Genomic DNA, 19172 nt, shown 5'->3' with positions numbered 1-19172 from the left:
AGAGTTCGGGCTTCCGAACTTTGATTGGCGGTCGGACGGATCATGGCGGTCGGCGCTGCGGGGATCCGGCGCGCGACGCGTCGCGGTCCGCTGCTGCTCGGTCCTGCGTTCGTCGCCGCGATCGCGTACGTCGACCCCGGCAACGTGGCGGCCAACCTCACGGCGGGGTCGCGTTACGGGTACCTGCTGCTGTGGGTGCTCGTCGTCGCGAACGCCATGGCCGTCCTCGTGCAGTACCAGTCCGCGAAGCTCGGGCTCGTCACGGGGCAGTCCCTGCCCGGAGTCCTCGGAGCACGGCTCGGACGACGCTCGCGGCTCGCGTTCTGGGCGCAGGCGGAGCTGGTCGCGGCGGCGACCGACATCGCCGAGGTGGTCGGCGGGGCGATCGCGCTCCATCTGCTGTTCGGGGTGCCGCTGCCGCTCGGGGGCGTCATCGTCGGGGCCGTGTCGATGGGGCTGCTCTCGACGCAGAACCGGTACGGGCAGCGGCGGTTCGAGTACGTCGTCGTCGCGCTGCTCGCCGTCATCGCTCTCGGCTTCCTCGCGGGCCTGGTCGTGAGCCCGCCCTCGGCCCGGGGCGTGCTGTCCGGGCTCGTGCCGCGGTTCGACGGGCCGGACTCGGTCCTCCTCGCCGCGAGCATGCTCGGCGCGACCGTGATGCCGCACGCGATCTACGTGCACTCCGCGCTGGCCCGCGACCGGCACGGCCGGGCCCCCGACGCGGTCTCGCTGGGCCGGCTGCTGCGCGCCACGCGGTGGGACGTGGGGGTGGCGCTCGTCGTCGCCGGGCTGGTGAACATCGGGCTGCTCCTGCTCGCGGCCTCGGGGCTGCGCGGCGTGTCCGGGACCGACTCGATCGAGGGTGCGTACGCGGCGATCGTCTCCGTGCTCGGGGTGGGGATCGGCATCGCCTTCGCGGTCGGGCTGCTCGCCTCGGGCCTCGCGTCCACGTCCGTGGGCGCGTACGCCGGCGCGACGATCATGGAGGGACTGCTGCACCGCCGGGTGCCGCTCCTGGTGCGGCGCGTGGTGACCCTGATCCCCGCGGTGCTGCTCCTGGCCCTCGGCGCCGACCCGACCTGGACCCTCGTCGTGAGCCAGGTGGTGCTGAGCTTCGGCATCCCGTTCGCCGTGATCCCGCTGGTGGCCTACACGCGGTCCCGCTCCCTCATGGGCGACGCCCGCAACGGCCCCCGCCTCCACGCGGTCCTCGTGACGGTGGTGACCCTGGTCGTCGCCCTCAACCTCACCCTCCTCACCCTCCTCCTGACAACCTGACGCCGCCTGTGCCGCCCCCCACTCGCCCCCGCCGCGGTAGTGGGTCTGGTGACGGGTAGTCGGTTACAACCGACTACCCGTCACCGATTCGACTACCTGGCGAGGTGAGTCGTCATGCCGCGAGTGCGCGGCGGGGCTGGACTGACCGTTGCACCGAGCGCGGCAGATGAGGCAGAACTCTGCGCGAGAGAGTCGCGAGGTCCTCGTGGGTCACGCGAAGCACCGTGCCACCCGCCTCGACAAGTGCGTCGCCGCGGCGCTTCTCCTGCATCAGATCGGCTCGCGACGCGTACTTGACGCGGCCGTCGTACTCGAGGAGCAGCCCCCACTCCTCCCACCCCAGATCGACCCAGTACGTGCCCAGCCGCGTGCTGACAGGGATCTGCGTCGTGGGCGCGGGCAACCCGTCCCGCAGCAGCACGAATCGGCTGGCTGACTCGCCAGAGGACTCGGCTCCGTCGTCGGCCACATCGAGCACGGCGCGAGCCCGTGTGGAGCCGGCGCGTCCCCTGCGGGCACGAAGTGTCGACTCGAGGGACTCCAGGGTGAGTCCGCGATGGAGCGCGGCATCTGCCACGACGAGGGCATCGAGCGGGGGAAGGGTCATGAGGCAGTCCGCGACCGTTCGCGCCAACGTCGTCACAGGCAGGCCGCTCACCTCGGTGACCTCGCTGTCGACGACCTCGCCGTGATGACTGGTCAGCCACGAGGCCCTTTGGCTTCCGGCGCGTTCTCTGCACAAGACGTGGGCGCTGCTCGGCAACCGCCAGGTCGGCAGCCCCCAGACGAGCGCCGCCGACGTGTGCGAGAACCAGTGGTCGCAGTTCAGGCGGCGATGGCTGCCGACGATCACCCCGAGTGCGTGCCGGCGCGCGCGCTCGATCGGAAGCTCGCCGTCAGGGCCCTTCGCCGCCAGGTAGATGCCACGTGCGACTCGCGCCCACCGGCCGGAGCGGACCAGTTCGCGCACCACGTCCGGCGGGCGGTCCCGAGCGAGCCACACCTCGGGCAGGAAAGCGGGTTCGATATGGGCTCTCGCTCCCGGGCGACGTGGCATCGAGCCAGATTGGCCGAGCCGTCAGGCAGCAAGCGCCGTCGATGCGCCATCTGGGGACACCCCGCCGCACACGCAACCCTGTGGTCGCCTCGACCCGATCGGGGGCCACCCTCGACCGCTCGGCGCCAGGTAGTCGCGTTGGTGACGGGTAGTCGATTGCAACCGACTACCCGTCACCGAACCGACTACCTGGCCGGGGCACGCGCGTGGCGAGGCGCCGGGCCGGGCCGGGGCGGCCGGGGCGGGGCGGCCGGGCCGGGGCGGCCGGGCCGGGCCGGGCGTCAGGGGAGGGTGGAGAGGCGGGCGATGAGGTGGGTGCGTTCGGCGTCGTTGGTGACCAGGGTGAGGGCTCGCTCGTACTCGGCCGCCGCCGCCGTGAGGTCGCCGGCGCGGACCAGGAGCTCGGCGCGGACCGCGGGGAGGCGGTGGTGGCGGGGCAGTGCCTCGTCGAGTCCGTCGAGGAGGGCGAGACCCGCGCCCGGGCCGTACGCCTCGGCGACGGCGACCGCGCGCGCCAGGCGGACCACCGGGGAGCCGGTCAGGTCCTCCAGCGAGGCGTACAGGGTGCAGATGCGGGCCCAGCGGGTGTCGGCCGACGAGGGGGCGGTCGCGTGCTCCGCCGCGATCAGGGCCTGGAGCCGGTACTCCTGCGCGAGCTGCGAGCCAGCGGTCGCTGCGTCGTCGGGCACCGGCCGAGCCGCCAGCAGCGCGACCGCCTCCGCGATCTCGGCACCGTGCCACCGCGAGCGGTCCTGGTCCGGCAGCAGCACGATCTCGCCCGACGACGACAGCCGGGTGTCCCGGCGGGAGTGCTGCAGCAGCATCAACGCGAGCAGCGACGAGAGCACCGATCGCCCGGGCAGCAGGAGGGAGAGCTGCCGCACCAGCCGGATCGCCTCGTCGCCCAGGTCCATCCGCAGCGTCGCCGGCCCCGAACCGGGCTGGTACCCCGAGGTGAACATCAGGTACAGCACGGTCGCCACCGCATCGAGCCGGGAGTCCAGCTCGCCGGGGGGCGGCACCGCGAACGGGATGCCCGACGACGCCAGCCGCTTCTTGGCCCGGGTCAGCCGCGCGGCCATCGCGGTCTCCTGCACGAGCAGCAGGCGCGCGATCTCGCCGGTGGTGAGCCCGACGACGAAGCGCAGGGTCAGCGCGACCCGGTCGTCGGCCGCCAGCGCGGGGTGGCAGCACGCGAACACGAGGCGGAGCTGCTCGTCGGCCACGTGCGCGCCGTCGAAGGGGTCGACGACGGCCGCGGCCGCGGCGCGCATCTCGTCGTCGACGGCCATGAGGGGTTCCTTCCGGCGGTGGACCGCCTCCGTGCGCAGGCGGTCGAGGACGCGGCGGCGGGCCGCTGTCAGCAGCCACGCGCCGGTGTTGGTGGGCACGCCGTCGGTCGGCCAGTGGCGCGCGGCGGACTCGAACGCGTCCGCGACGGCGTCCTCGGCGAGGTCCGGCCGCTGGTACTGGCCGATGAGGAGCCCGACGATCCGGCTCCAGCTGGTCTGCCACGCGTCGGCGAGCGCGGCGTCGACGGGTGCAGTCACCGCAGCTCCGCGGGGCGGATCTCGAACACACCTGCGAGCCCGCGGAGGGACTCGGTGACCGTGTCGAGGTCGGGCGCGTCGACGACCGCGACCGACGACAGCTCAGGGGCCAGCGAGCCCGGTGCGAGCTCCCCGTCCCGCACGGTCGTCGCCGCGTCGGCCGACGAGAGCTCGAGGCACCCGGGCGCGGAGCCGCCGTACCCGAGCACGACGAACTGCCTCATGCCGCGACCGGCGACAGCTCGGCGCACCCGGACCCGAGCATGCCGGAGACGAGGCCGGCCAGGTCGTGCACGGCCCCGCTGAGCTGCTCGATGGCCTCGCACGCGGCGTCCTCGTGCAGCAGTACCAGGTAGGTGCTCATCGTCGTCCTCCCGTCCGGTCACCCACTGTGCCCGTTCCCCCTGGTGACGCGCGAGACCCCCGCGGATCGACAGGTGGTCAGGCGTGGATCGCGAGGGTCAGCACGACGACGTCGTCGCGCCGGTCCCCGGTCGGGCCGAGCGCCTCGACGACGGCCGCCGCCCCGAGATCGGTGAGCTCGGAGACGACCGTGGCGGCACCGGCGATGCCGTCGCGCAGCGACTCGGCCCGCCGCTCGAGCAGCCCGTCGGTGTAGACGACCAGGGTGTCCCCGGGGGCCAGCTCGACGACGTGGTCGTGCCGCTGGCGCTCGGGGATGAATCCCAGGGGCAGCCCGGGCCGTGCGTCGAGCACGATGCAGGAGCCGCCCGCACGCCGGACGAACGCGGGCGGGTGCCCGGCCGAGGCCCAGGTCAGTCGTCGGATCCCGCTCGTCGTCGGCGGCTCGAGGCGTGCGAGGAACGCGGTGGCGGTCGCCTCCAGACCGGTCCCGACGTTCGCCTGGTCGAGCAGCTCGAGGACCAGGGACGGCGGCTTGTCGTGCTCCCACAGCAGCGCGCGCAGCATGGAGCGGAGCTGCCCCATCCGCGTCGCGGCGGGCATGTCGTGACCGGTCACGTCGCCGACGACGAGCGCGAAGCCGGCGTCGGCCAGCTCCATCGCGTCGTACCAGTCGCCGCCGACCTGCTCGGTGACCTCCGCGGGCAGGTACACCGCGTCCAGGTCGACGCCGGCGGGCTCCGGGAGCTGCGAGAGCATGGCTGCCTGCAGCGTCCGCGCCACGTCCGAGCGGCTCTGCAGCAGCTGGGCGCGCTCGAGGGCGGTCGACGCGTCGCTCGCGAGGGTGACGAGCAGGTCGCGGATCGAGCCCGTCAGGGCGCGGGGCTCGTGCCAGCGCAGCAGGATCGCGCCGAGGGTCGCGGTCGACGTGGTCAGGGGCAGGAACGCAGCGGCACCGGGGCCTCCGACGCCAGCGACCCGGGGGAACGCGGCCCCCATCGCCTCGGCGTCGTCGAAGAAGAGCGGCCGACCCGAGACGACCGCGCGCACCGCCGGCGACTCCGTCCGGTTGAGCGGCTCGTCGGCCCAGATCGTCTCCGGCGCACCGGGCACCACCGCGTGCCGCACCCAGGCGAGCGAGCCTCGCTCGGGGTGCGCCAGCGCGACCGACGAGCGGGCCGCGCCGGCGACGTCGGCCGCCGCGCGCTGCACGGCGTCGAGCACGTCGTCGGGCGTCCGGGTCTGCGTGAACGCGTCCGACAGCGCGAGCAGGATCTGCGCGTGGGCCTCCCGCCGCGTCGCTGCGGCCACCGCCTTCGTCGCGGTCTCGCCGGACTCGCGCAGCTGGACCTCGGACGCGCACGCGAGCGCGAGGTCCTCGAGGACGGCGAGCTCGTGCTCGGTCCACGTGCGCGGCTTGCCGTCGATCGCGCACAGGGATCCCACGGCCCGGCCCTGCAGGTCGTGCAGCGGGTAGCCCGCGTAGGCGATGACGTTGAGGTCGGGGATCGCGAGGTTGTCGCGCAGGAGGTCGACCGTGCGCGAGTCGCTGACCACCAGGGGCCGGTCCTCGGCGACGACGTGCTTGCAGAACGAGTGCGACAGCGGCGTCCCGCGCCGCGACTGCCACGGCTCGGGCAGCCCGAGCGCTCCGGGCAGTCGCTGGCCGTCGTCGCCCACGAAGCTCACCAGCGCGACCGGCACGCCGAGGTACGCCTGCACCAGGCGCGCGAACCGCTCGTACGTCGGGTCGGACGCCGTCGTCGGTCCGAGATCAGCCACCTGCGAATGATGACACGCGGGTCAGACGTCGGGCTCCGCGTCGGCGTGCGCGACGTGCCGGAGCTGGTTCCAGATGAGCACGACGAAGATCGCCGAGCCCACGAACGCGAACCAGAACGGAGCCGTCACCCCGTGGTGCTGGGCCAGGATCCCGCCGATCGTCGATCCGATGACGAGCCCGCCGAACACCCCGACGAGGTTCACGGACCCGACCCGCCCCTGCAGCTCCATCGGCACCGCGCGCTGCCGCACGGTCACCGAGGTCGCCCCCCAGACGAACGCGTGCGCACCGAACACGAAGAACACGAGCAGCGCGACCCAGGGCGTCGTGGTCAGCGCGAGGGCCAGGTGCGTGAGGGTCTCGATGATCAGGCCGATGCGCAGCAGGTTGCCCAGGCTGATCCGCGCGGTGAGCCAGCCGTAGCAGGCGATGCCGACGAGCCCGCCGACCGCCCCGACCGTGGTGATCAGCCCGAAGCCGACGGCCCCGAGGCCCAAGCGCTGCGTCGCGTACAGCACGAGCACCGACCACGCGGCGCCGAACGTGACGTTGAAGATGAAGATCGTGAGCACCAGGGTGCGGACGGCCGCGTGGTGCCAGACCCACCGGCAGCCCTCGGCGATGTCGGCCCGGATGTGCGTCCGCTCGGCGCGCTCGGGGCCGTGCGCGGGCAGGACCACGCGGGAGATCAGCACGACGCCGGCCGCGACGAGGACGGCGTCGACGGCCATCGGCCACGCCTGCCCGGCGGCGAACAGCGCGGCGCCGATCGGGGGACCGGCGAGCTGGTTGACCGTGATGAAGCCGGCCTGGATGCGGGCGTTGCCCAGGGCCAGGTCGTCGCGCGCGACGAGCATCGGGACCAGCGTCGAGGACGCGTTGTCCGCGAACGTCTCGGCCGTCCCGAGGACGAACATCGCGACCAGCACCACCCACACCGGTGCGCTGTCGACCACGACGGCGGTGGCCAGCGCCGCGAGCACGAGCGCGCGCAGCAGGTCGACGACCATGACGAGGCGCCGACGGTCGACGCGATCGGTGATCGCACCGGCCACCAGCCCGAACAGCAGGGGCGGCAGCCACTGCAGCGTCGCGGCCAGCGCGACGACGAACGGGTCGTGCGTGCGCGCGGCCACGAGCAGAGGCCCTGCCGCGATGAGGATCCCATCGCCGAGGTTCGTCGTCCACGACGACGCGAGCACCCAGCGGAACGGCACGCCCAGCCGGCGCGGCACCACCTTCTCGACGAGCTGACTCACGAGCGACTCACAAGGCGGAGACCTTAGTCGCACCGCGCGACCCGGGGCGCCATGATTGCGGGCGATGCAGACGCGCTGGGACCACAACCTGCACTACCACCGCCTCGTCCTCGACGCGGTGCCGGTCGGTGCGCGGACGGCCCTCGACGTGGGCTGCGGCGAGGGCATCCTGGCGCGCGAGCTGCGGGATCGCGTGCCGCAGGTGACCGGAGTGGACGTCGACGCGCCGCAGCTCGAGCTGGCCCGCGCCGCCGGCGGGGACGTGGCCTACGTCCTCGCCGACGTGCTCACGGCGGACCTCCCGCAGGTCGACCTCGTCGCGTCCGTGGCGACCCTTCACCACCTCGACGCCCGGGCGGGGCTGCGCCGGATGGCCGAGCTCGTGGCGCCGGGAGGGCGGCTCGTCGTCGTCGGGCTGGCGCGCTCCGACGGCGCCGTCGACGCCCCGCGCGAGGCCGTAGCCGTGCTGGCGAACGCTGTCGCGGTCCGTCGGCGCGGCTACTGGGAGCACTCCGCGCCGCAGGTCTGGCCGTCGCCCGAGACCTACAGAGGCATGCGCGCGATCGTGCGTGACGTCCTGCCCGGTGCGACGTTCCGCCGGCACCTGTACTGGCGCTGGTCCCTGGAGTGGGACCGACCCGCCTGACTCAGCGTGACGACGGACCGCCCTCGGTGAGGTCGTCGGCCGTGTCCGGCTGGTGCACGCACACCCACAGCGCCGACGGCCGCACGGTGACCTCGAGCGTCGTGCCCGGGTCGATGACGTCGCCGTCGAGCTGACGCGGCTGCGACTTCTCGGAGTGGATGACCACGTGCTCGCCGCGCAGGTACTCCACGCGCGGCAGCTTCTTGCGGCCGCGGAGCACGCCGAACAGGATCTGGATCCAGTGGCCGAGGTTGCGCGGCGCGATGATCGCGACGTCCATCTTCCCGCTGTCGGGCTCGGCGTCGGGCAGCACGTTGACCCCGCCCTGCAGGCGTCCGACGTTCCCGACGAGGATCGTGCGCGCGTGCCGCCGCAGCGCCGGGGCGTCGTCGATGGTCACCTCGAGCAGCATCTCCGAGTCGAAGGCGTGCCGGAGCGCGGAGAAGACGTAGGCGACCGATCCGGCCTTGGCCTTGAGGGCCGTCGGGGCGTCGTCGACCATCGCCGCGTCCAGGCCCATCCCGGCCATGATCGCGAACGACTGGCCCTCGACCTCGCCGACGTCGATGCAGCGCCGGCCGCGACGGATCGCGGTGTCGACGCCGTCGGGCACGTTCGTCGGGACGTCGAGGTTCGCGGCGAGCAGGTTGCCCGTCCCGCCCGGCAGCACCGCGAGCGCGGCGTCGGTCCCGACGAGGCCCTCGATGGCCGATCGGACCGTCCCGTCGCCGCCGCAGACGAACACGACCTCGGCGCCGTCGGCCACGGCCTGCTCGGCCTGCCCGCGCCCCGGGTCCTCCGCGGACGTCTCGAACCACGCGGGCTCGGGCCAGCCGGCCCCGGCCAGCTGTGCGGTGATGTCCTCCCGCAGCTTCTCCCAGCCCTCGACACGGTTGGTGTTGACGATCAGGGCGGAGCGCAGGGGGCCGCTCCCGTGGCGCTGGGCGGAGGCTGGTTCGGTCACGGGCCGAGTATTCAGGTGAGCCCCGGTCCGCGCGCGGTGAGCGCGTGCCAAGGTGGGTGCCGTGACCGACCTCACCGCCGTCTCCACCGGCCGGCTCCCTGACCGCGACCGCGTCCGCCGCATCGTCGACGACGCCCACGCGCGGTTCGCCGGCGTCGACGAGGGCCGCGTGGCCGACTACATCCCCGCCCTGGCGTCGGCCGACCCGGGCCTGTTCGGACTGAGCATGGTCGCGGTCGACGGCGCGTCCCACGACGTGGGTGACACCGACCACCCGTTCTCCATCCAGTCCATCTCCAAGGCGTTCGTCTACGCGCTCGTCTGCCAGGACCTCGGGCACGACGAGGTGCTGCGCCGGATCGGCGTGGACGGGACCGGGCTGCCGTTCGACTCGGTCATGGCGCTCGAGCTCAACCGCGGCGCCCCGATGAACCCGATGGTCAACGCGGGCGCCCTGGCCACCACGAGCCTGGTCGCCGGAGGCTGGGAGGCCGTCGTCGACGGGCTCTCGGCGTTCGCCGGACGGCGGCTCGAGGTCGACGAGGGCGTCTACGCCTCCGAGGCCGCCACGAACCGCCGCAACCAGGCGATCGCCCGCCTGCTGCAGAGCTACGGCACGATCTACGCCGACCCGTTGGAGACCACCGACGTCTACACCCGCCAGTGCTCGCTGCTCGTCACCACGCACGACCTCGGCGTCATGGCCGCGACGTTGGCCGACGGCGGCGTCAACCCCATCACCCACGAGCGGGTCGTGGACGCCGCGGTCTGCCTCGACGTGCTCGCCGCGCTCGCCACCGCTGGTCTCTACGAGCAGTCCGGCCAGTGGCTGGCGACGATCGGGCTGCCCGGCAAGAGCGGCGTGTCCGGAGGCATCATCACGATCGCGCCGGGCAAGGGCGGTCTCGCGACGTTCTCCCCGCCGCTGGACGTCGCGGGCAACAGCGTGCGCGGCCGGCTGGCGACGCACCACCTGTCCCAGGCGCTCGGGCTGAACATCTTCGCGTCAGCCCCCCACCCGGACCACGGCTAGCTCGGGCAGCCGGTCCTCGGCGTCCACGTCGACCCGGGGCAGCAGGCGGTCGAGCCAGCCCGGCAGCCACCAGTTGGCGCGGCCGAGCAGCGTCATCGTCGCGGGGACCAGCACCATCCGGACCAGCGTCGCGTCGAGGAGGATCGCGGTAGCGAGCCCGACGCCGAACATCTTGGTCGCCGCGTCCTCGCCCAGGACGAACGCCAGGAACACGCTGCCCATGATGAGCGCGGCCGACGTGATGACGCGCCCGGTCTTCGCGACCCCCGAGACCACCGCCTCGGTGCTCGATCCCGTCGCCGCGTACTCCTCGCGCACCCGGGACAGCAGGAACACCTCGTAGTCCATCGAGAGCCCGAACAGGATCGCGAACATGAACATCGGGATGAACGACACGATCGGCACGGTCGCCTCGAGCCCGATCAGGTCCGCGCCCCAGCCCCACTGGAACACCATGACCATCACGCCGTACGACGCCCCGATGCTCAGCAGGTTGAGCAGCACCGCCTTGAGCGGCACGAGCACCGACCGGAACACGAGCATGAGCAGCAGGAAGGACATGGCCAGCACGGCGCCGACGAAGGCGGGGAGCCGGTCGTTCACGCGGACGCCGACGTCGGCGAAGTTCGCGGCCTGGCCGCCGACGTGGGCCTGGGCGCCCGTGCCGGCGAGCGCCGCGGGGAAGACCTCGGCCCGCAGCCGCTCGACCGTGTCGTAGGTCGCCTTCTCCTGCGGTCCCGTGGTCGGGTACGCGACGATCGTCCCGATGTCGCCGCGCACCACCGGGGGGTCGACGTCGGCGACTCCCGGGTCGTCCGCGATGGCCGCGGCCAGGGTCGGGAGGATGCTCGCGTCGCCCTCCACCGCCACGACGAGAGGCCCGTTGTGGCCCGGTCCGAAGCCCTGCGCGACGAGGTCGTACGCCTGCCGTTCCGTCCGGCTCGGCGGCAGCGCACCGTCGTCGGGGATGCCGACCCGCAGCGCGACGACGGGTGCGGCGAGCGCCAGGAGCAGCGCGGTGCCGGCGACCAGGTAGGCGCGCGGGTGGCGCGTCACGTGCCGGGTCCAGCGCGCCCAGCCCGGGCTGGCGGCGACCGCGGGTCGGCGACCCACGACTCGTCGGCCCGCCACCGCGAGCAGCGCGGGCAGCAGCGTCACGGACGCCGCGACCATGATCAGCACGACGAGCGCGATGGCGACGCCACCGGCGGTCATGAACGGCACCTGGGCGACGGCCAGGCCCAGGATCGAGACGACGACGATGCCCCCCGCGAACACCACGGGCCGCCCGGCCGTCGCCATCGACCGGGCGATCGACTCCTCGACCGGAACGCCGCGGGCCAGGTGCTCCCGGTGGCGCGTCACGACGAACAGCGCGTAGTCGATCCCCACGCCGAGCCCCACCATCGCCCCGAGCACCGGCGCGTAGGACGGGATGACCATGAGCTGACCGAGCAGCGGCATCGCGCTGACCCCGATCGCCAAGCCGAGGACGGCCATCCCGATCGGCAGCGCGGCGGCGACGAACGACCCGAAGGCCAGGAGCAAGATCGCCAGCGCCGCGAGGATCCCGACGAGCTCGCCGGCGTTCGCGGCCGACTCCTCGTACGCGAAGTAGAGGTCGCCGCCCTTCTCGACCCGCAGCGACGGATCGCCCTCGACCGCCTTGAGCGCGGCGAGATCGGCAGGGCTGAGCTCGTCGAGAGTGGGGTACTGGACGCGGATCAGCGCGACGCGGTCGTCGGGCGAGACGACCCCCGGCTCGTCGCTCGTCCCGGCGAGCACGCCTGCCGGGTCGGTGGTGCCGAGAACGTGCGGGAGCCCTGCGAGGTCCCGCTGGAGGCGCGCGACGGCTCCCGCGTCGAGCACGCCGCCGTCCGCGGACGTCACGGCGACCACCGCGGTGACGCCCGCCTGCCCGGAGCCGGCGGCCTCCAGCAGGTCGTTCGCCTGCTGCGAGTCGAGGCCGGGCACGCGGAACGAGTCCTCGAGCTTCGCTCCGAACGCGCTGGACGCGCCGACGACGAGCGCGGCGAGCACGAGCCAGGACGTGATGACCGCCCACGGGCGGCGGGCCGCGAGGCGGCCGAGTCGGTACAGGGTCTGCGACAGCATCGGGTGCCTCCAGGTGGGGTGGTCGGTCGCTCCGAGCGTGGCGGCGGGGCCGTGCGCGCCGCATCGGCCGCAGAGCGGTCGTCGGCCCGGCCGGACGGCGGGGGAACGCGTGGACCTTTCGGCCGATCCGGTGCGTGAGGGCGATCCCTAGGCTGGGCCCGTGATCCTCGGAGCGGTGCGACGGCTGTGGGCGGAGCCGCGCGCGCCGCACGCACCGGCGCGGGTGTGGCGCGACTGGGTGCTCGTCGTCGTCATCGTCGGGATCTCGGTGCTCGAGGTGACGCTGCGCGAGGACGTCGTGTGGCCCGCCGTCTCGTTGGCCATGGCCCTCGGCCTCAGCCTGACGATGCTGTGGCGGCGGACCCGGCCGCTGGCGATGGTCGCCTGGACCTTCGGGCTGGTCATCGTCGTGTCGCTCGCCGGCGTCGCGCTCGGCGAGCAGCAGTCCATCGGCCTGGGCGCGATGGCCTTCGTCCTGGTGCTGGGGTACGCGCTGTACCGCTGGGGCTCGGGACGCGAGATCGTGCTCGGCACCGCGGTCGTGCTCGTCGCCTTCGCGCTCGGCATGAGCACCGACTACACGACGCTCGGCGAGGCGGCGGGCGCGTTCATCTTCATGGCGTCCCCCCTGGTCATCGGCGTCGCCGTCCGCGTCGTGGCGCAGTCCCGTGCCCGGGAGCTCGACCAGGTGCGACTGCGCGAGCGGGAGCAGCTGGCGCGCGAGCTGCACGACACCGTCGCCCACCACGTCTCAGCGATGGTGATCCGCGCGCAGGCGGGCCGCGTCGTGGCGGCGGCCCGCCCGGAGGCCGCGGCAGAGGCGCTGGCCGTCATCGAGGCCGAGGGCTCGCGCACCCTCGCCGAGATGCGCGTGCTCGTCGGCGCGCTGCGGGACAGCGACGACGCATCGCTGGCCCCGGCGCGCGACGTGTCCGACGTCCCGTCGCTGTCCGCGGCCGACCCGCGCGTGGACGTCCGGCTCGCGGGCGAGCTCGACGAGCTGGGCCCGGCCGTCGGCGCGGCGGTCTTCCGCATCGCGCAGGAGTCCGTGACCAACGCCGTGCGCCACTCGCGGGGAGCCACGCGCATCGTCGTCGCCGTCACCGGATCGCCCGACGAGGTCCGATGCACGGTGACCGACGACGGCGACACCGTCTTCGCGCCCCGGTCGGCGGGGTACGGCATCGTCGGGATGACCGAGCGAGCGGCCCTGCTCGGCGGCTCGATCGCTGCCGCACCGGGGCCGTCGCGGGGTTGGGTCGTCGAGGCCGTCATCCCGCGCGGCGCGGTCGCATGACCATCCGCGTGCTGGTCGCCGACGACCAGGAGATGATCCGCACCGGGCTGCGGATGATCCTCGACGCGCAGCCGGGCATCGAGGTCGTCGGCGAGGCGGCCGACGGCCGGGCGGCGATCCGGCTGGCGCGCGAGCTGCGGCCCGACGTCTGCCTGTTCGACATCCGCATGCCCGACGTGGACGGCCTCGAGGCCACCCGCGTGCTCGCCGGCCCGGGCGTCGAGAACCCGATGGCGGTCGTCGTCATCACCACCTTCGACCTCGACGAGTACGTGCACGGCGCGCTCAAGGCGGGCGCCCGCGGCTTCCTCCTGAAGGACGCCGGCCCCGAGCTGCTGACCCAGGCCGTGCACGCGGCCGCCAACGGCGAAGCCCTCATCGCCCCCAACGTCACGGTCCGCCTGCTGTCCGCGTTCGCCGCCGCCCGCTCCGCCCGCCCGCCGGCCCAGCCGCTCGACCCGCTGACCGCCCGCGAGGAGGAGGTGCTCCTCACCGTCGCGCGCGGCCTGACCAACGTGGAGATCGCCGCCGAGCTGTTCATCAGCCTCAGCACCGTCAAGACCCACCTCCAGAGCCTGATGGCCAAGCTGGGCGCCCGGAACCGCGTCGAGATAGCCATGTGGGCCTACGAAACAGGCCGCATCCCCACCTGACGCCACCCCCGCCGGCCCCCGCCGCCCCCCGGCCCGCCCGGCCCCGCCCCGACCCGCGCCGCCCCTCCGCCCGCGCTTCCCCGCCCGCGCGCCCATCGCCTCGCTGAGAACGACCCCCCGGTGTGAGACCGACCCTCCGGGACGGTCGCTCTCACACCGGAGGGTCGTTCTCGAGCAGCAGTCGCTGCCGGCGCGGGTCACCAGCGCAGCTCGCGACGGGGGTGGAGCGCGGCCGCCGCTCCCCCTGGGACGAGCTTCGCGACGCGCGTCTCGAAGGCCCGCCGGGTCGCGAGGTCCTCCTTGGTCACCCGCAGCACGCGCCAGCCCTTCTCGACGACAGCGTCGTGGCGACGCTTCTCGGCCATGAAGGTCTCCGTCGCGTTCCCCTCGTACTTCACTCTGCCGTCGTACTCGAACAGCACCCTCCACTCGGGCCAGCCGAGATCCCCGAAGTAGGTGCCGAATCGCGTCTCGACCGGGATCTGGGTGGTCAGCGGCGGGTACCCGGCAACCAGGAGCCGGTACCGGCACATCGACTCGGGCGCCGACTCGGGCCCGTCGTCGGCGACGTCGAGGATGCGCATGGCTCGCGAGTGACCGCGCCCGCCGCGCCTGGCGAAAGCGCCGAGCTCGGCCGCCGTGACTCCTGCGTGCAGCGCTGCATCCGCGACGACGAGCGCGTCCCCGGCGGGCAGGACGCACATGCAGTCCCACGCCGTCCGTGCCAGGGTCGTGGCGGGCAGGCCGACGACCGTGGCGCGGTCCGCGACCGGGGGCATCGGGACGTGCCGGAGCAGGTGGGAGGACCCGTGACCGCTCCGCGACGTCGTTTGGTAGATCTCGGCCTTCGCGGCGGTGCGCCACGTCGTCAGGCCATGCAGGAGTGCCGCGGACGTATGGCTGAAGACGTGCTCGCCCCGGAGCTGGTGGTGCGCCGCGACGATCCGGGCGAGCGCCACGTCGCGCGGCGTGTCGTCGTCCCCTGGACGTCGATAGGCACCTCGATGCACGGGGACCGCAGCGCCCTTGGCGACCATCCGGGCGATGAGTTCCCGTGGATGGTCACGGGCCAGGAAGACGCGCGGCGGCCCGCTCGGGGATTGAGGCCGGACGACGACCCAGGACGACGAGGCATGCCCGTCAGCGTGGCGCGCCGGCGCCAGCCGTGGCGGCCCTCACGCCGATCTGTGGACAACCCCCGCCGCCCGTCCTCGAGAACGACCCCTGCGCTCGAGAACGACCGCCCCGAACGGTCGCCCTCGGACGCGAGGGTCGTTCTCGGGGGGCGGGGGGGGGAGGGCGGCGCGCGGGAGCGCCACGCGGCGGGGCGTCCGCGGACGACACGATGGGCGGCCTCGCGCTGCACCTCGACCGCGAGGCGATGCACCACGGCGGTGAGACGTGCCTGCTGCGCGACCTGTACCGCGACGCCGGACCCGGCACGATGAGCAGGTGAACCGCGGAGCGCTGCACCACGTCGAGATCTGGGTCGAGGACCTGGCGTCGGCCGCAGGCCCGTGGGGGTGGCTCCTCGGCGAGCTCGGGTACGCCCGGACCGATACCTGGCCGCGCGGCGAGAGCTGGCGGCTCGGCGACGCCTACGTCGTGCTGGAGGCCGGGCCGGACGTGCGCGACGAACGGCACGACCGGACCCGTCCCGGCGTCAACCACCTCGCGTTCCACGCGGGCACGCGCGCGGAGGTCGACGACCTCGTGGCCGCGGCCGGCCAGCACGGCTGGTCGCTCCTGTTCGCCGACCGGCACCCGTTCGCCGGGGGCCCGCAGCACTACGCCGCGTACCTCGAGGACGCGGCCGGCTTCGAGGTCGAGCTGGTCGCGGGCGACTGAGGGGCGTTGTGCGCGGACCGGCGGTCCGCCACTCTGGGGCGATGCACTCGGTGGTGGTAGGCGACGACGGTGAGCCGGACCCGGAGCAGCAGCGCGCCGTGCGGGTGCGCTGGTCGCCGCCGGAGAACGAGGTCGGTGCGCTGGTCCGGGGACCCGTGGTGATCGTCGCGACCGACGACGCCGCCGCGGTGCTCGGGTCCGCGGTGCACTACAGCGCGGGCGTCCTGCTCTCGGTGCAGCTCAGTCGGCGCCAGGAGGCGCGCGGTGCGAGGTACGGCCGTGGCATGCCGGACGAGCCACTGGTCGGGGTGGAGCTGGCGGACGGCCGACGTGTCGCGGTGGACACCTACCGGCTCGACGAGAGGGACGACGGTGTGGTGATGACGGCGCAGGGCGGTGGCGGTGGCGGCCGATCGTTCGCGTTCTCGTACTGGCTCAGCCCGGCGCCGCCGGCGGGCGACCTCACCGTCGTCGTGCACGCGGTCGACCACGGCCTGCCCGAGGGTCGCGCCGTCCTGGCCGCCGACGACCTCGCGGCAGCCCGGTCCCGCGTCGTCGAGCTCTGGCCCTGGGTCCCGGACCCGCCCGACAGCCACGAACCACCCCCGCGCCCCACGCCGCCGCCCGGCGGCTGGTTCGACCACGAGAGCGAGTGACCATGGACTGGACCCTGGAAGTCGTCGTCGTCCCCGTCAGCGACCTGGCCGCCTCGATCGCGTTCTACCGCGACCAGGTCGGCTTCCACCTCGACCACGACACCGAGAACGAGTTCATGCACGTCGCCCAGCTGACCCCTCCTGGGTCGGGCTGCTCGATCGTGATCGGCAACCTGCCCTCGCAGAACGAGATGGCGCCGGGCTCGCTCAAGGCGCTGCAGCTTGTCGTCGCGGACGCAGAGGCCGCCCGCGCGGAGCTGCTCGGACGGGGGGTCGAGGCCTCCGAGATCACGGTGTTCGACGAGCGCGACGGCGGCACGTTCTTCGGCTTCGCCGACCCGGACGGGAACACGTGGGCGGTCCAGCAGATCCGCGCCCGCGCGGACAAGCCGCTGATCCCGCTCGAGGCTCGCGGTCGGTTCGGGGAGTGAGGTCAGGCGCGGCGGCGCCGCCCGAGCGCGTGCCCGCCGACGGCACCGAGGGCCAGCAGCCCGACGGCGACGAGCGCGAGCCCGACCCAGTCCGTCGTCGTGAGGATGCCCGGCGAGTAGACCGTCTCCGACATCGGCGCGTAGGCGAACCAGCCGAACGTCGCAGTGCGGGACGAGTGCCAGACGAGCCAGCCACCGCCGACGACGAGCAGTCCCGCCAGCACGGCGACCGCGGGCAGGGTCAGCCGGGTTCGCGAGTCAGTCATGCCCGGATCATGGCCCGGCCCGCGCGGCGGGTCAACGGGTCACCGCCGCCTCCCGGTACCAGGCGACGTACGCCTTGCCCGGCTTCCCGGTCCGGCGGCGGAACGCCGAGCGCCGCAGGGTCGTCGGCCGCAGGTTGATCCAGCTGCCCTTCGGCAGGCCCGTCACACCGACCGGAACCCGCTCGTGGTCGCGCCGGGCGTCGCGGTTCTGCGACGTGAACCGGGCGACCTCGCACGTCCGTCCGGAGACCGAGAGCACGAGCACCGGACGGTCCTTGCTGCCGGTCCCGTCCTCGAACGGCACCTGCGCGAACCAGACCTCGCCGACGCGCGGTCGCGGCCGGCGTGAGCCCCAGAGCAGGGCCAGCACGACGACGGCGCAGACGGCCCACCACGTCCAGGAGATGTCACCCATGCGCGGGAGCATAGGGCTCAGGCCGACGGGTCCAGCAACGACTCGAACGGCGCGACCGGCACCAGGCGCGCGGCGGCGCGCGCGAGGTCCTCGTCGAGGGTCACGAGGTAGTCGCCCTGCAGCCGCGTCAGTGCGACGTACTCCGCGTCATACGTCGAGGCGACCCCGAGCTCGTCGGCGAACTTCCACGCCTGCCCGCGCAGCACGGCGTCGCCGAGCAGCCGGATCCGCATCCGACCCACGGCGGAGACTCGCTTGCGGGCCTCCGACGACGAGAGCTCGCCGCGGTGCACGGCCTCGTGCATCGTCGAGAGCACCTGCGAGCGCAGCAGCGTGGGCGCGAGCAGCTCGTGCGGGACGACGGCGTCGGTGGCCGCCAGCCGCAGCGCGACCCCGGCGTCGATCACGAATCTGGTCATGCCGACCGACGCTAGCGCGAGCAACCGACATCGGTGCGACGATCGCCCCATGCCCAGCACCCTGCTCATGAAGTCGCTCAGTGGGCTGCACCGTGCGGCGCTCAAGCTGAGCGGCGGCCGACTGGGCGCAGCGCTGGGCGGCAACCCCTCGCTCGAGCTCACCACCACGGGCCGGCGCACCGGCAAGCCGCGCGTCTCGATGCTCACCTCTCCGGTTCAGGTCGGGGAGGCGCTGGTCGTCGTCGCGTCGCGCGGTGGCGACGACTTCGACCCCGCCTGGTTCCTCAACCTGCGCGACGACCCGCACGTGCAGGTCGCGCTCGCGGGTGGCCCGCGGCGCCCGATGCTGGCGCGGATCGCCGAGCCCGACGAGCGGGAGCGGCTCTGGCCGCAGATCACCGCCGCCCTGTCGAACTACGCCGAGTACCAGTCGCGGACGTCGCGGGTCATCCCGGTGGTGCTCCTGGAGCCGGCTGCCTGACCGCGACGAACCGCTCGACGAGGCGGAACCGGCCGGCCTCCTGCTCCTGCACGACGAGTCCGGCGTCCGGCACGACGAGAACCGGGCGGCGCCGGTGGTGCTCGCCCGACTCGCGCGCGGCGGTCGCGTCGAGCAGGCGCTGCAGCAGGCGGAAGGCCGCGGCCGACGAGACCACGTGGTCGGCTACCACGACTCGGCCCCCGGGCCGCAGCACGCGCCCCATCTCGCGCAGCGCGGCCCGCTCGTCGTCCACGCCGCAGAGGGCGAACGTGCACAGCACGGTGTCGAACGAGGCGGGCTCGAACGGCAGCGCCGCCACGTCGGCCCGAAGCAGCTCGATGCTGACGTCGAGGTCCGCTGCCCGACGAGCGCTCGCGGCGAGCATCTCCGCGCTGAGGTCGACCCCCGTCACGCTCGTCGCGCGCGCGGCGTAGTACGGCAGGTTCGCGCCGGTGCCGATCGCGACCTCGAGCGTCCGCCCTCGGACCCTCTCGGCTGCCCACGCGCGGGCCGGTGCGAGCAGCCGGCGCTCGAGGAATGCGGTCCGCCGGTCGTAGCTCGCGGCCTCCCGGTCCCAGTACGCGGCGCTGCTCATCCCGGCACCGTGCCACCGCGGCGGGAGGCTGTCGAGCGGCTCTCGCGGGCCGTCGTAGGTGCG

The 19172-nt window shown here is 73.8% G+C and carries 22 protein-coding genes; 9 read left to right on the top strand and 13 right to left on the bottom strand.

The genetic code is table 11. The annotated features are described in order from the left end of the window. The first annotated feature begins 42 nt into the window (after positions 1-42). On the top strand, positions 43-1278 hold the full coding sequence (locus tag EDF34_RS14180; RefSeq protein ID WP_123372143.1) for an Nramp family divalent metal transporter: 1236 nt from the start codon (positions 43-45) through the stop codon (positions 1276-1278). Between the two features lie 112 nt (positions 1279-1390). On the opposite strand, the gene EDF34_RS14175 is transcribed toward EDF34_RS14180, so the two are convergent. The 6 genes from EDF34_RS14175 to EDF34_RS14155 all read right to left on the bottom strand — a co-directional run bounded on the left by EDF34_RS14175 (position 1391) and on the right by EDF34_RS14155 (position 7290). Beyond that, positions 1391-2335, bottom strand: a complete 945-nt coding sequence (locus EDF34_RS14175) for a hypothetical protein (protein ID WP_148076645.1) — start codon at positions 2333-2335, stop codon at positions 1391-1393. 281 nt (positions 2336-2616) lie between these two features. After that, entirely contained in the window at positions 2617-3885 is a 1269-nt protein-coding gene (locus tag EDF34_RS14170; protein ID WP_123372141.1) for an RNA polymerase sigma factor, read from the bottom strand. After that, positions 3882-4109: a hypothetical protein gene (locus tag EDF34_RS14165; RefSeq protein ID WP_123372140.1), complete on the bottom strand. Its 228-nt coding sequence runs from the start codon at positions 4107-4109 to the stop codon at positions 3882-3884. The genes EDF34_RS14170 and EDF34_RS14165 overlap by 4 nt, the downstream gene beginning before the upstream one ends. Beyond that, the gene (locus EDF34_RS17550) at positions 4106-4249 is read right to left on the bottom strand and encodes a hypothetical protein (protein ID WP_158615095.1); all 144 of its coding nucleotides are present in this window, start codon (positions 4247-4249) and stop codon (positions 4106-4108) included. The genes EDF34_RS14165 and EDF34_RS17550 overlap by 4 nt, the downstream gene beginning before the upstream one ends. A 77-nt stretch (positions 4250-4326) precedes the next feature. After that, entirely contained in the window at positions 4327-6030 is a 1704-nt protein-coding gene (locus tag EDF34_RS14160; protein WP_123372139.1) for a GAF domain-containing SpoIIE family protein phosphatase, read from the bottom strand. A gap of 21 nt (positions 6031-6051) precedes the next feature. After that, positions 6052-7290, bottom strand: coding sequence for an MFS transporter (locus EDF34_RS14155; protein ID WP_123372138.1), 1239 nt, complete (start codon positions 7288-7290; stop codon positions 6052-6054). 64 nt (positions 7291-7354) lie between these two features. Between EDF34_RS14155 and EDF34_RS14150 the strand changes: the two genes are divergently transcribed. Beyond that, the gene (locus EDF34_RS14150) at positions 7355-7936 is read left to right on the top strand and encodes a bifunctional 2-polyprenyl-6-hydroxyphenol methylase/3-demethylubiquinol 3-O-methyltransferase UbiG (RefSeq protein ID WP_123372137.1); all 582 of its coding nucleotides are present in this window, start codon (positions 7355-7357) and stop codon (positions 7934-7936) included. A 1-nt stretch (position 7937) separates the two neighbouring features. Here the strand turns inward: EDF34_RS14150 and EDF34_RS14145 are convergent, their stop codons facing one another. Then, complete coding sequence (locus EDF34_RS14145; RefSeq protein ID WP_233575400.1) at positions 7938-8900, bottom strand: diacylglycerol kinase family protein; 963 nt, start codon at positions 8898-8900, stop codon at positions 7938-7940. 61 nt (positions 8901-8961) lie between these two features. Between EDF34_RS14145 and glsA the strand changes: the two genes are divergently transcribed. Further along, positions 8962-9933, top strand: coding sequence for a glutaminase A (gene glsA, locus EDF34_RS14140; protein WP_233575399.1), 972 nt, complete (start codon positions 8962-8964; stop codon positions 9931-9933). Here the strand turns inward: glsA and EDF34_RS14135 are convergent. Next, entirely contained in the window at positions 9907-12048 is a 2142-nt protein-coding gene (locus tag EDF34_RS14135; RefSeq protein WP_199737909.1) for an MMPL family transporter, read from the bottom strand. The two genes, glsA and EDF34_RS14135, sit on opposite strands and share 27 nt — an antisense overlap. Before the next feature lie 160 nt (positions 12049-12208). Here EDF34_RS14135 and EDF34_RS14130 point away from each other — a divergent pair, with 160 nt between their 5' ends. Both EDF34_RS14130 and EDF34_RS14125 read left to right on the top strand, forming a co-directional pair. Beyond that, on the top strand, positions 12209-13345 hold the full coding sequence (locus tag EDF34_RS14130; RefSeq protein ID WP_123372134.1) for a sensor histidine kinase: 1137 nt from the start codon (positions 12209-12211) through the stop codon (positions 13343-13345). Continuing rightward, a complete protein-coding gene (locus tag EDF34_RS14125; protein ID WP_123372133.1) occupies positions 13342-13998 on the top strand; it encodes a response regulator transcription factor in 657 nt (218 codons plus the stop codon). The genes EDF34_RS14130 and EDF34_RS14125 overlap by 4 nt, the downstream gene beginning before the upstream one ends. 197 nt (positions 13999-14195) lie before the next feature. Here the strand turns inward: EDF34_RS14125 and EDF34_RS14115 are convergent, their stop codons facing one another. Beyond that, the gene (locus tag EDF34_RS14115; protein WP_123372131.1) at positions 14196-14957 is read right to left on the bottom strand and encodes a hypothetical protein; all 762 of its coding nucleotides are present in this window, start codon (positions 14955-14957) and stop codon (positions 14196-14198) included. Positions 14958-15450: 493 nt separating this feature from the next. Here EDF34_RS14115 and EDF34_RS14105 point away from each other — a divergent pair, with 493 nt between their 5' ends. From EDF34_RS14105 to EDF34_RS14095, 3 genes are read left to right on the top strand one after another with little or no spacing between them, the layout of a single operon-like run. Further along, complete coding sequence (locus EDF34_RS14105; protein WP_123372130.1) at positions 15451-15846, top strand: VOC family protein; 396 nt, start codon at positions 15451-15453, stop codon at positions 15844-15846. A 41-nt stretch (positions 15847-15887) separates the two neighbouring features. Continuing rightward, positions 15888-16502: a hypothetical protein gene (locus EDF34_RS14100; protein WP_123372129.1), complete on the top strand. Its 615-nt coding sequence runs from the start codon at positions 15888-15890 to the stop codon at positions 16500-16502. A 2-nt stretch (positions 16503-16504) separates the two neighbouring features. Continuing rightward, on the top strand, positions 16505-16933 hold the full coding sequence (locus EDF34_RS14095) for a VOC family protein (RefSeq protein WP_123372128.1): 429 nt from the start codon (positions 16505-16507) through the stop codon (positions 16931-16933). 2 nt (positions 16934-16935) lie between these two features. Here EDF34_RS14095 and EDF34_RS14090 read toward each other — a convergent pair whose 3' ends face one another. From EDF34_RS14090 to EDF34_RS14080, 3 genes are read right to left on the bottom strand one after another with little or no spacing between them, the layout of a single operon-like run. Continuing rightward, positions 16936-17199, bottom strand: coding sequence for a hypothetical protein (locus EDF34_RS14090; protein WP_123372127.1), 264 nt, complete (start codon positions 17197-17199; stop codon positions 16936-16938). A 31-nt stretch (positions 17200-17230) separates the two neighbouring features. Next, entirely contained in the window at positions 17231-17614 is a 384-nt protein-coding gene (locus EDF34_RS14085) for a type II toxin-antitoxin system PemK/MazF family toxin (protein ID WP_123372386.1), read from the bottom strand. 17 nt (positions 17615-17631) lie between these two features. Beyond that, positions 17632-18033, bottom strand: coding sequence for a type II toxin-antitoxin system VapC family toxin (locus tag EDF34_RS14080; protein WP_123372126.1), 402 nt, complete (start codon positions 18031-18033; stop codon positions 17632-17634). 49 nt (positions 18034-18082) lie between these two features. Here EDF34_RS14080 and EDF34_RS14075 point away from each other — a divergent pair, with 49 nt between their 5' ends. Then, the gene (locus tag EDF34_RS14075) at positions 18083-18514 is read left to right on the top strand and encodes a nitroreductase/quinone reductase family protein (RefSeq protein WP_123372125.1); all 432 of its coding nucleotides are present in this window, start codon (positions 18083-18085) and stop codon (positions 18512-18514) included. On the opposite strand, the gene EDF34_RS14070 is transcribed toward EDF34_RS14075, so the two are convergent. Beyond that, the gene (locus tag EDF34_RS14070) at positions 18480-19109 is read right to left on the bottom strand and encodes a class I SAM-dependent methyltransferase (protein ID WP_123372124.1); all 630 of its coding nucleotides are present in this window, start codon (positions 19107-19109) and stop codon (positions 18480-18482) included. The two genes, EDF34_RS14075 and EDF34_RS14070, sit on opposite strands and share 35 nt — an antisense overlap. Positions 19110-19172 lie beyond the last annotated feature (63 nt).

This window comes from Cellulomonas sp. PhB150, from assembly GCF_003755175.1.
Taxonomy (GTDB): domain Bacteria; phylum Actinomycetota; class Actinomycetes; order Actinomycetales; family Cellulomonadaceae; genus Cellulomonas.
The sequence above is the reverse complement of the archived record's forward strand: the minus strand, read 5'-3'. Positions and strand labels throughout refer to the sequence as shown.

What these genes read in the sequence shown, in the direction of transcription:
- EDF34_RS14180 (WP_123372143.1), top strand. Translation starts at nt 43, where the DNA reads ATGGCGGTCGGCGCTGCGGGGATCCGGCGCGCGACGCGTCGCGGTCCG.
- EDF34_RS14175 (WP_148076645.1), bottom strand. Translation starts at nt 2,335, where the DNA reads ATGCCACGTCGCCCGGGAGCGAGAGCCCATATCGAACCCGCTTTCCTG.
- EDF34_RS14165 (WP_123372140.1), bottom strand. Translation starts at nt 4,109, where the DNA reads ATGAGGCAGTTCGTCGTGCTCGGGTACGGCGGCTCCGCGCCCGGGTGC.
- EDF34_RS17550 (WP_158615095.1), bottom strand. Translation starts at nt 4,249, where the DNA reads ATGAGCACCTACCTGGTACTGCTGCACGAGGACGCCGCGTGCGAGGCC.
- EDF34_RS14150 (WP_123372137.1), top strand. Translation starts at nt 7,355, where the DNA reads ATGCAGACGCGCTGGGACCACAACCTGCACTACCACCGCCTCGTCCTC.
- EDF34_RS14135 (WP_199737909.1), bottom strand. Translation starts at nt 12,048, where the DNA reads ATGCTGTCGCAGACCCTGTACCGACTCGGCCGCCTCGCGGCCCGCCGC.
- EDF34_RS14125 (WP_123372133.1), top strand. Translation starts at nt 13,342, where the DNA reads ATGACCATCCGCGTGCTGGTCGCCGACGACCAGGAGATGATCCGCACC.
- EDF34_RS14100 (WP_123372129.1), top strand. Translation starts at nt 15,888, where the DNA reads ATGCACTCGGTGGTGGTAGGCGACGACGGTGAGCCGGACCCGGAGCAG.
- EDF34_RS14095 (WP_123372128.1), top strand. Translation starts at nt 16,505, where the DNA reads ATGGACTGGACCCTGGAAGTCGTCGTCGTCCCCGTCAGCGACCTGGCC.
- EDF34_RS14090 (WP_123372127.1), bottom strand. Translation starts at nt 17,199, where the DNA reads ATGACTGACTCGCGAACCCGGCTGACCCTGCCCGCGGTCGCCGTGCTG.
- EDF34_RS14085 (WP_123372386.1), bottom strand. Translation starts at nt 17,614, where the DNA reads ATGGGTGACATCTCCTGGACGTGGTGGGCCGTCTGCGCCGTCGTCGTG.
- EDF34_RS14080 (WP_123372126.1), bottom strand. Translation starts at nt 18,033, where the DNA reads ATGACCAGATTCGTGATCGACGCCGGGGTCGCGCTGCGGCTGGCGGCC.
- EDF34_RS14075 (WP_123372125.1), top strand. Translation starts at nt 18,083, where the DNA reads ATGCCCAGCACCCTGCTCATGAAGTCGCTCAGTGGGCTGCACCGTGCG.
- EDF34_RS14070 (WP_123372124.1), bottom strand. Translation starts at nt 19,109, where the DNA reads ATGAGCAGCGCCGCGTACTGGGACCGGGAGGCCGCGAGCTACGACCGG.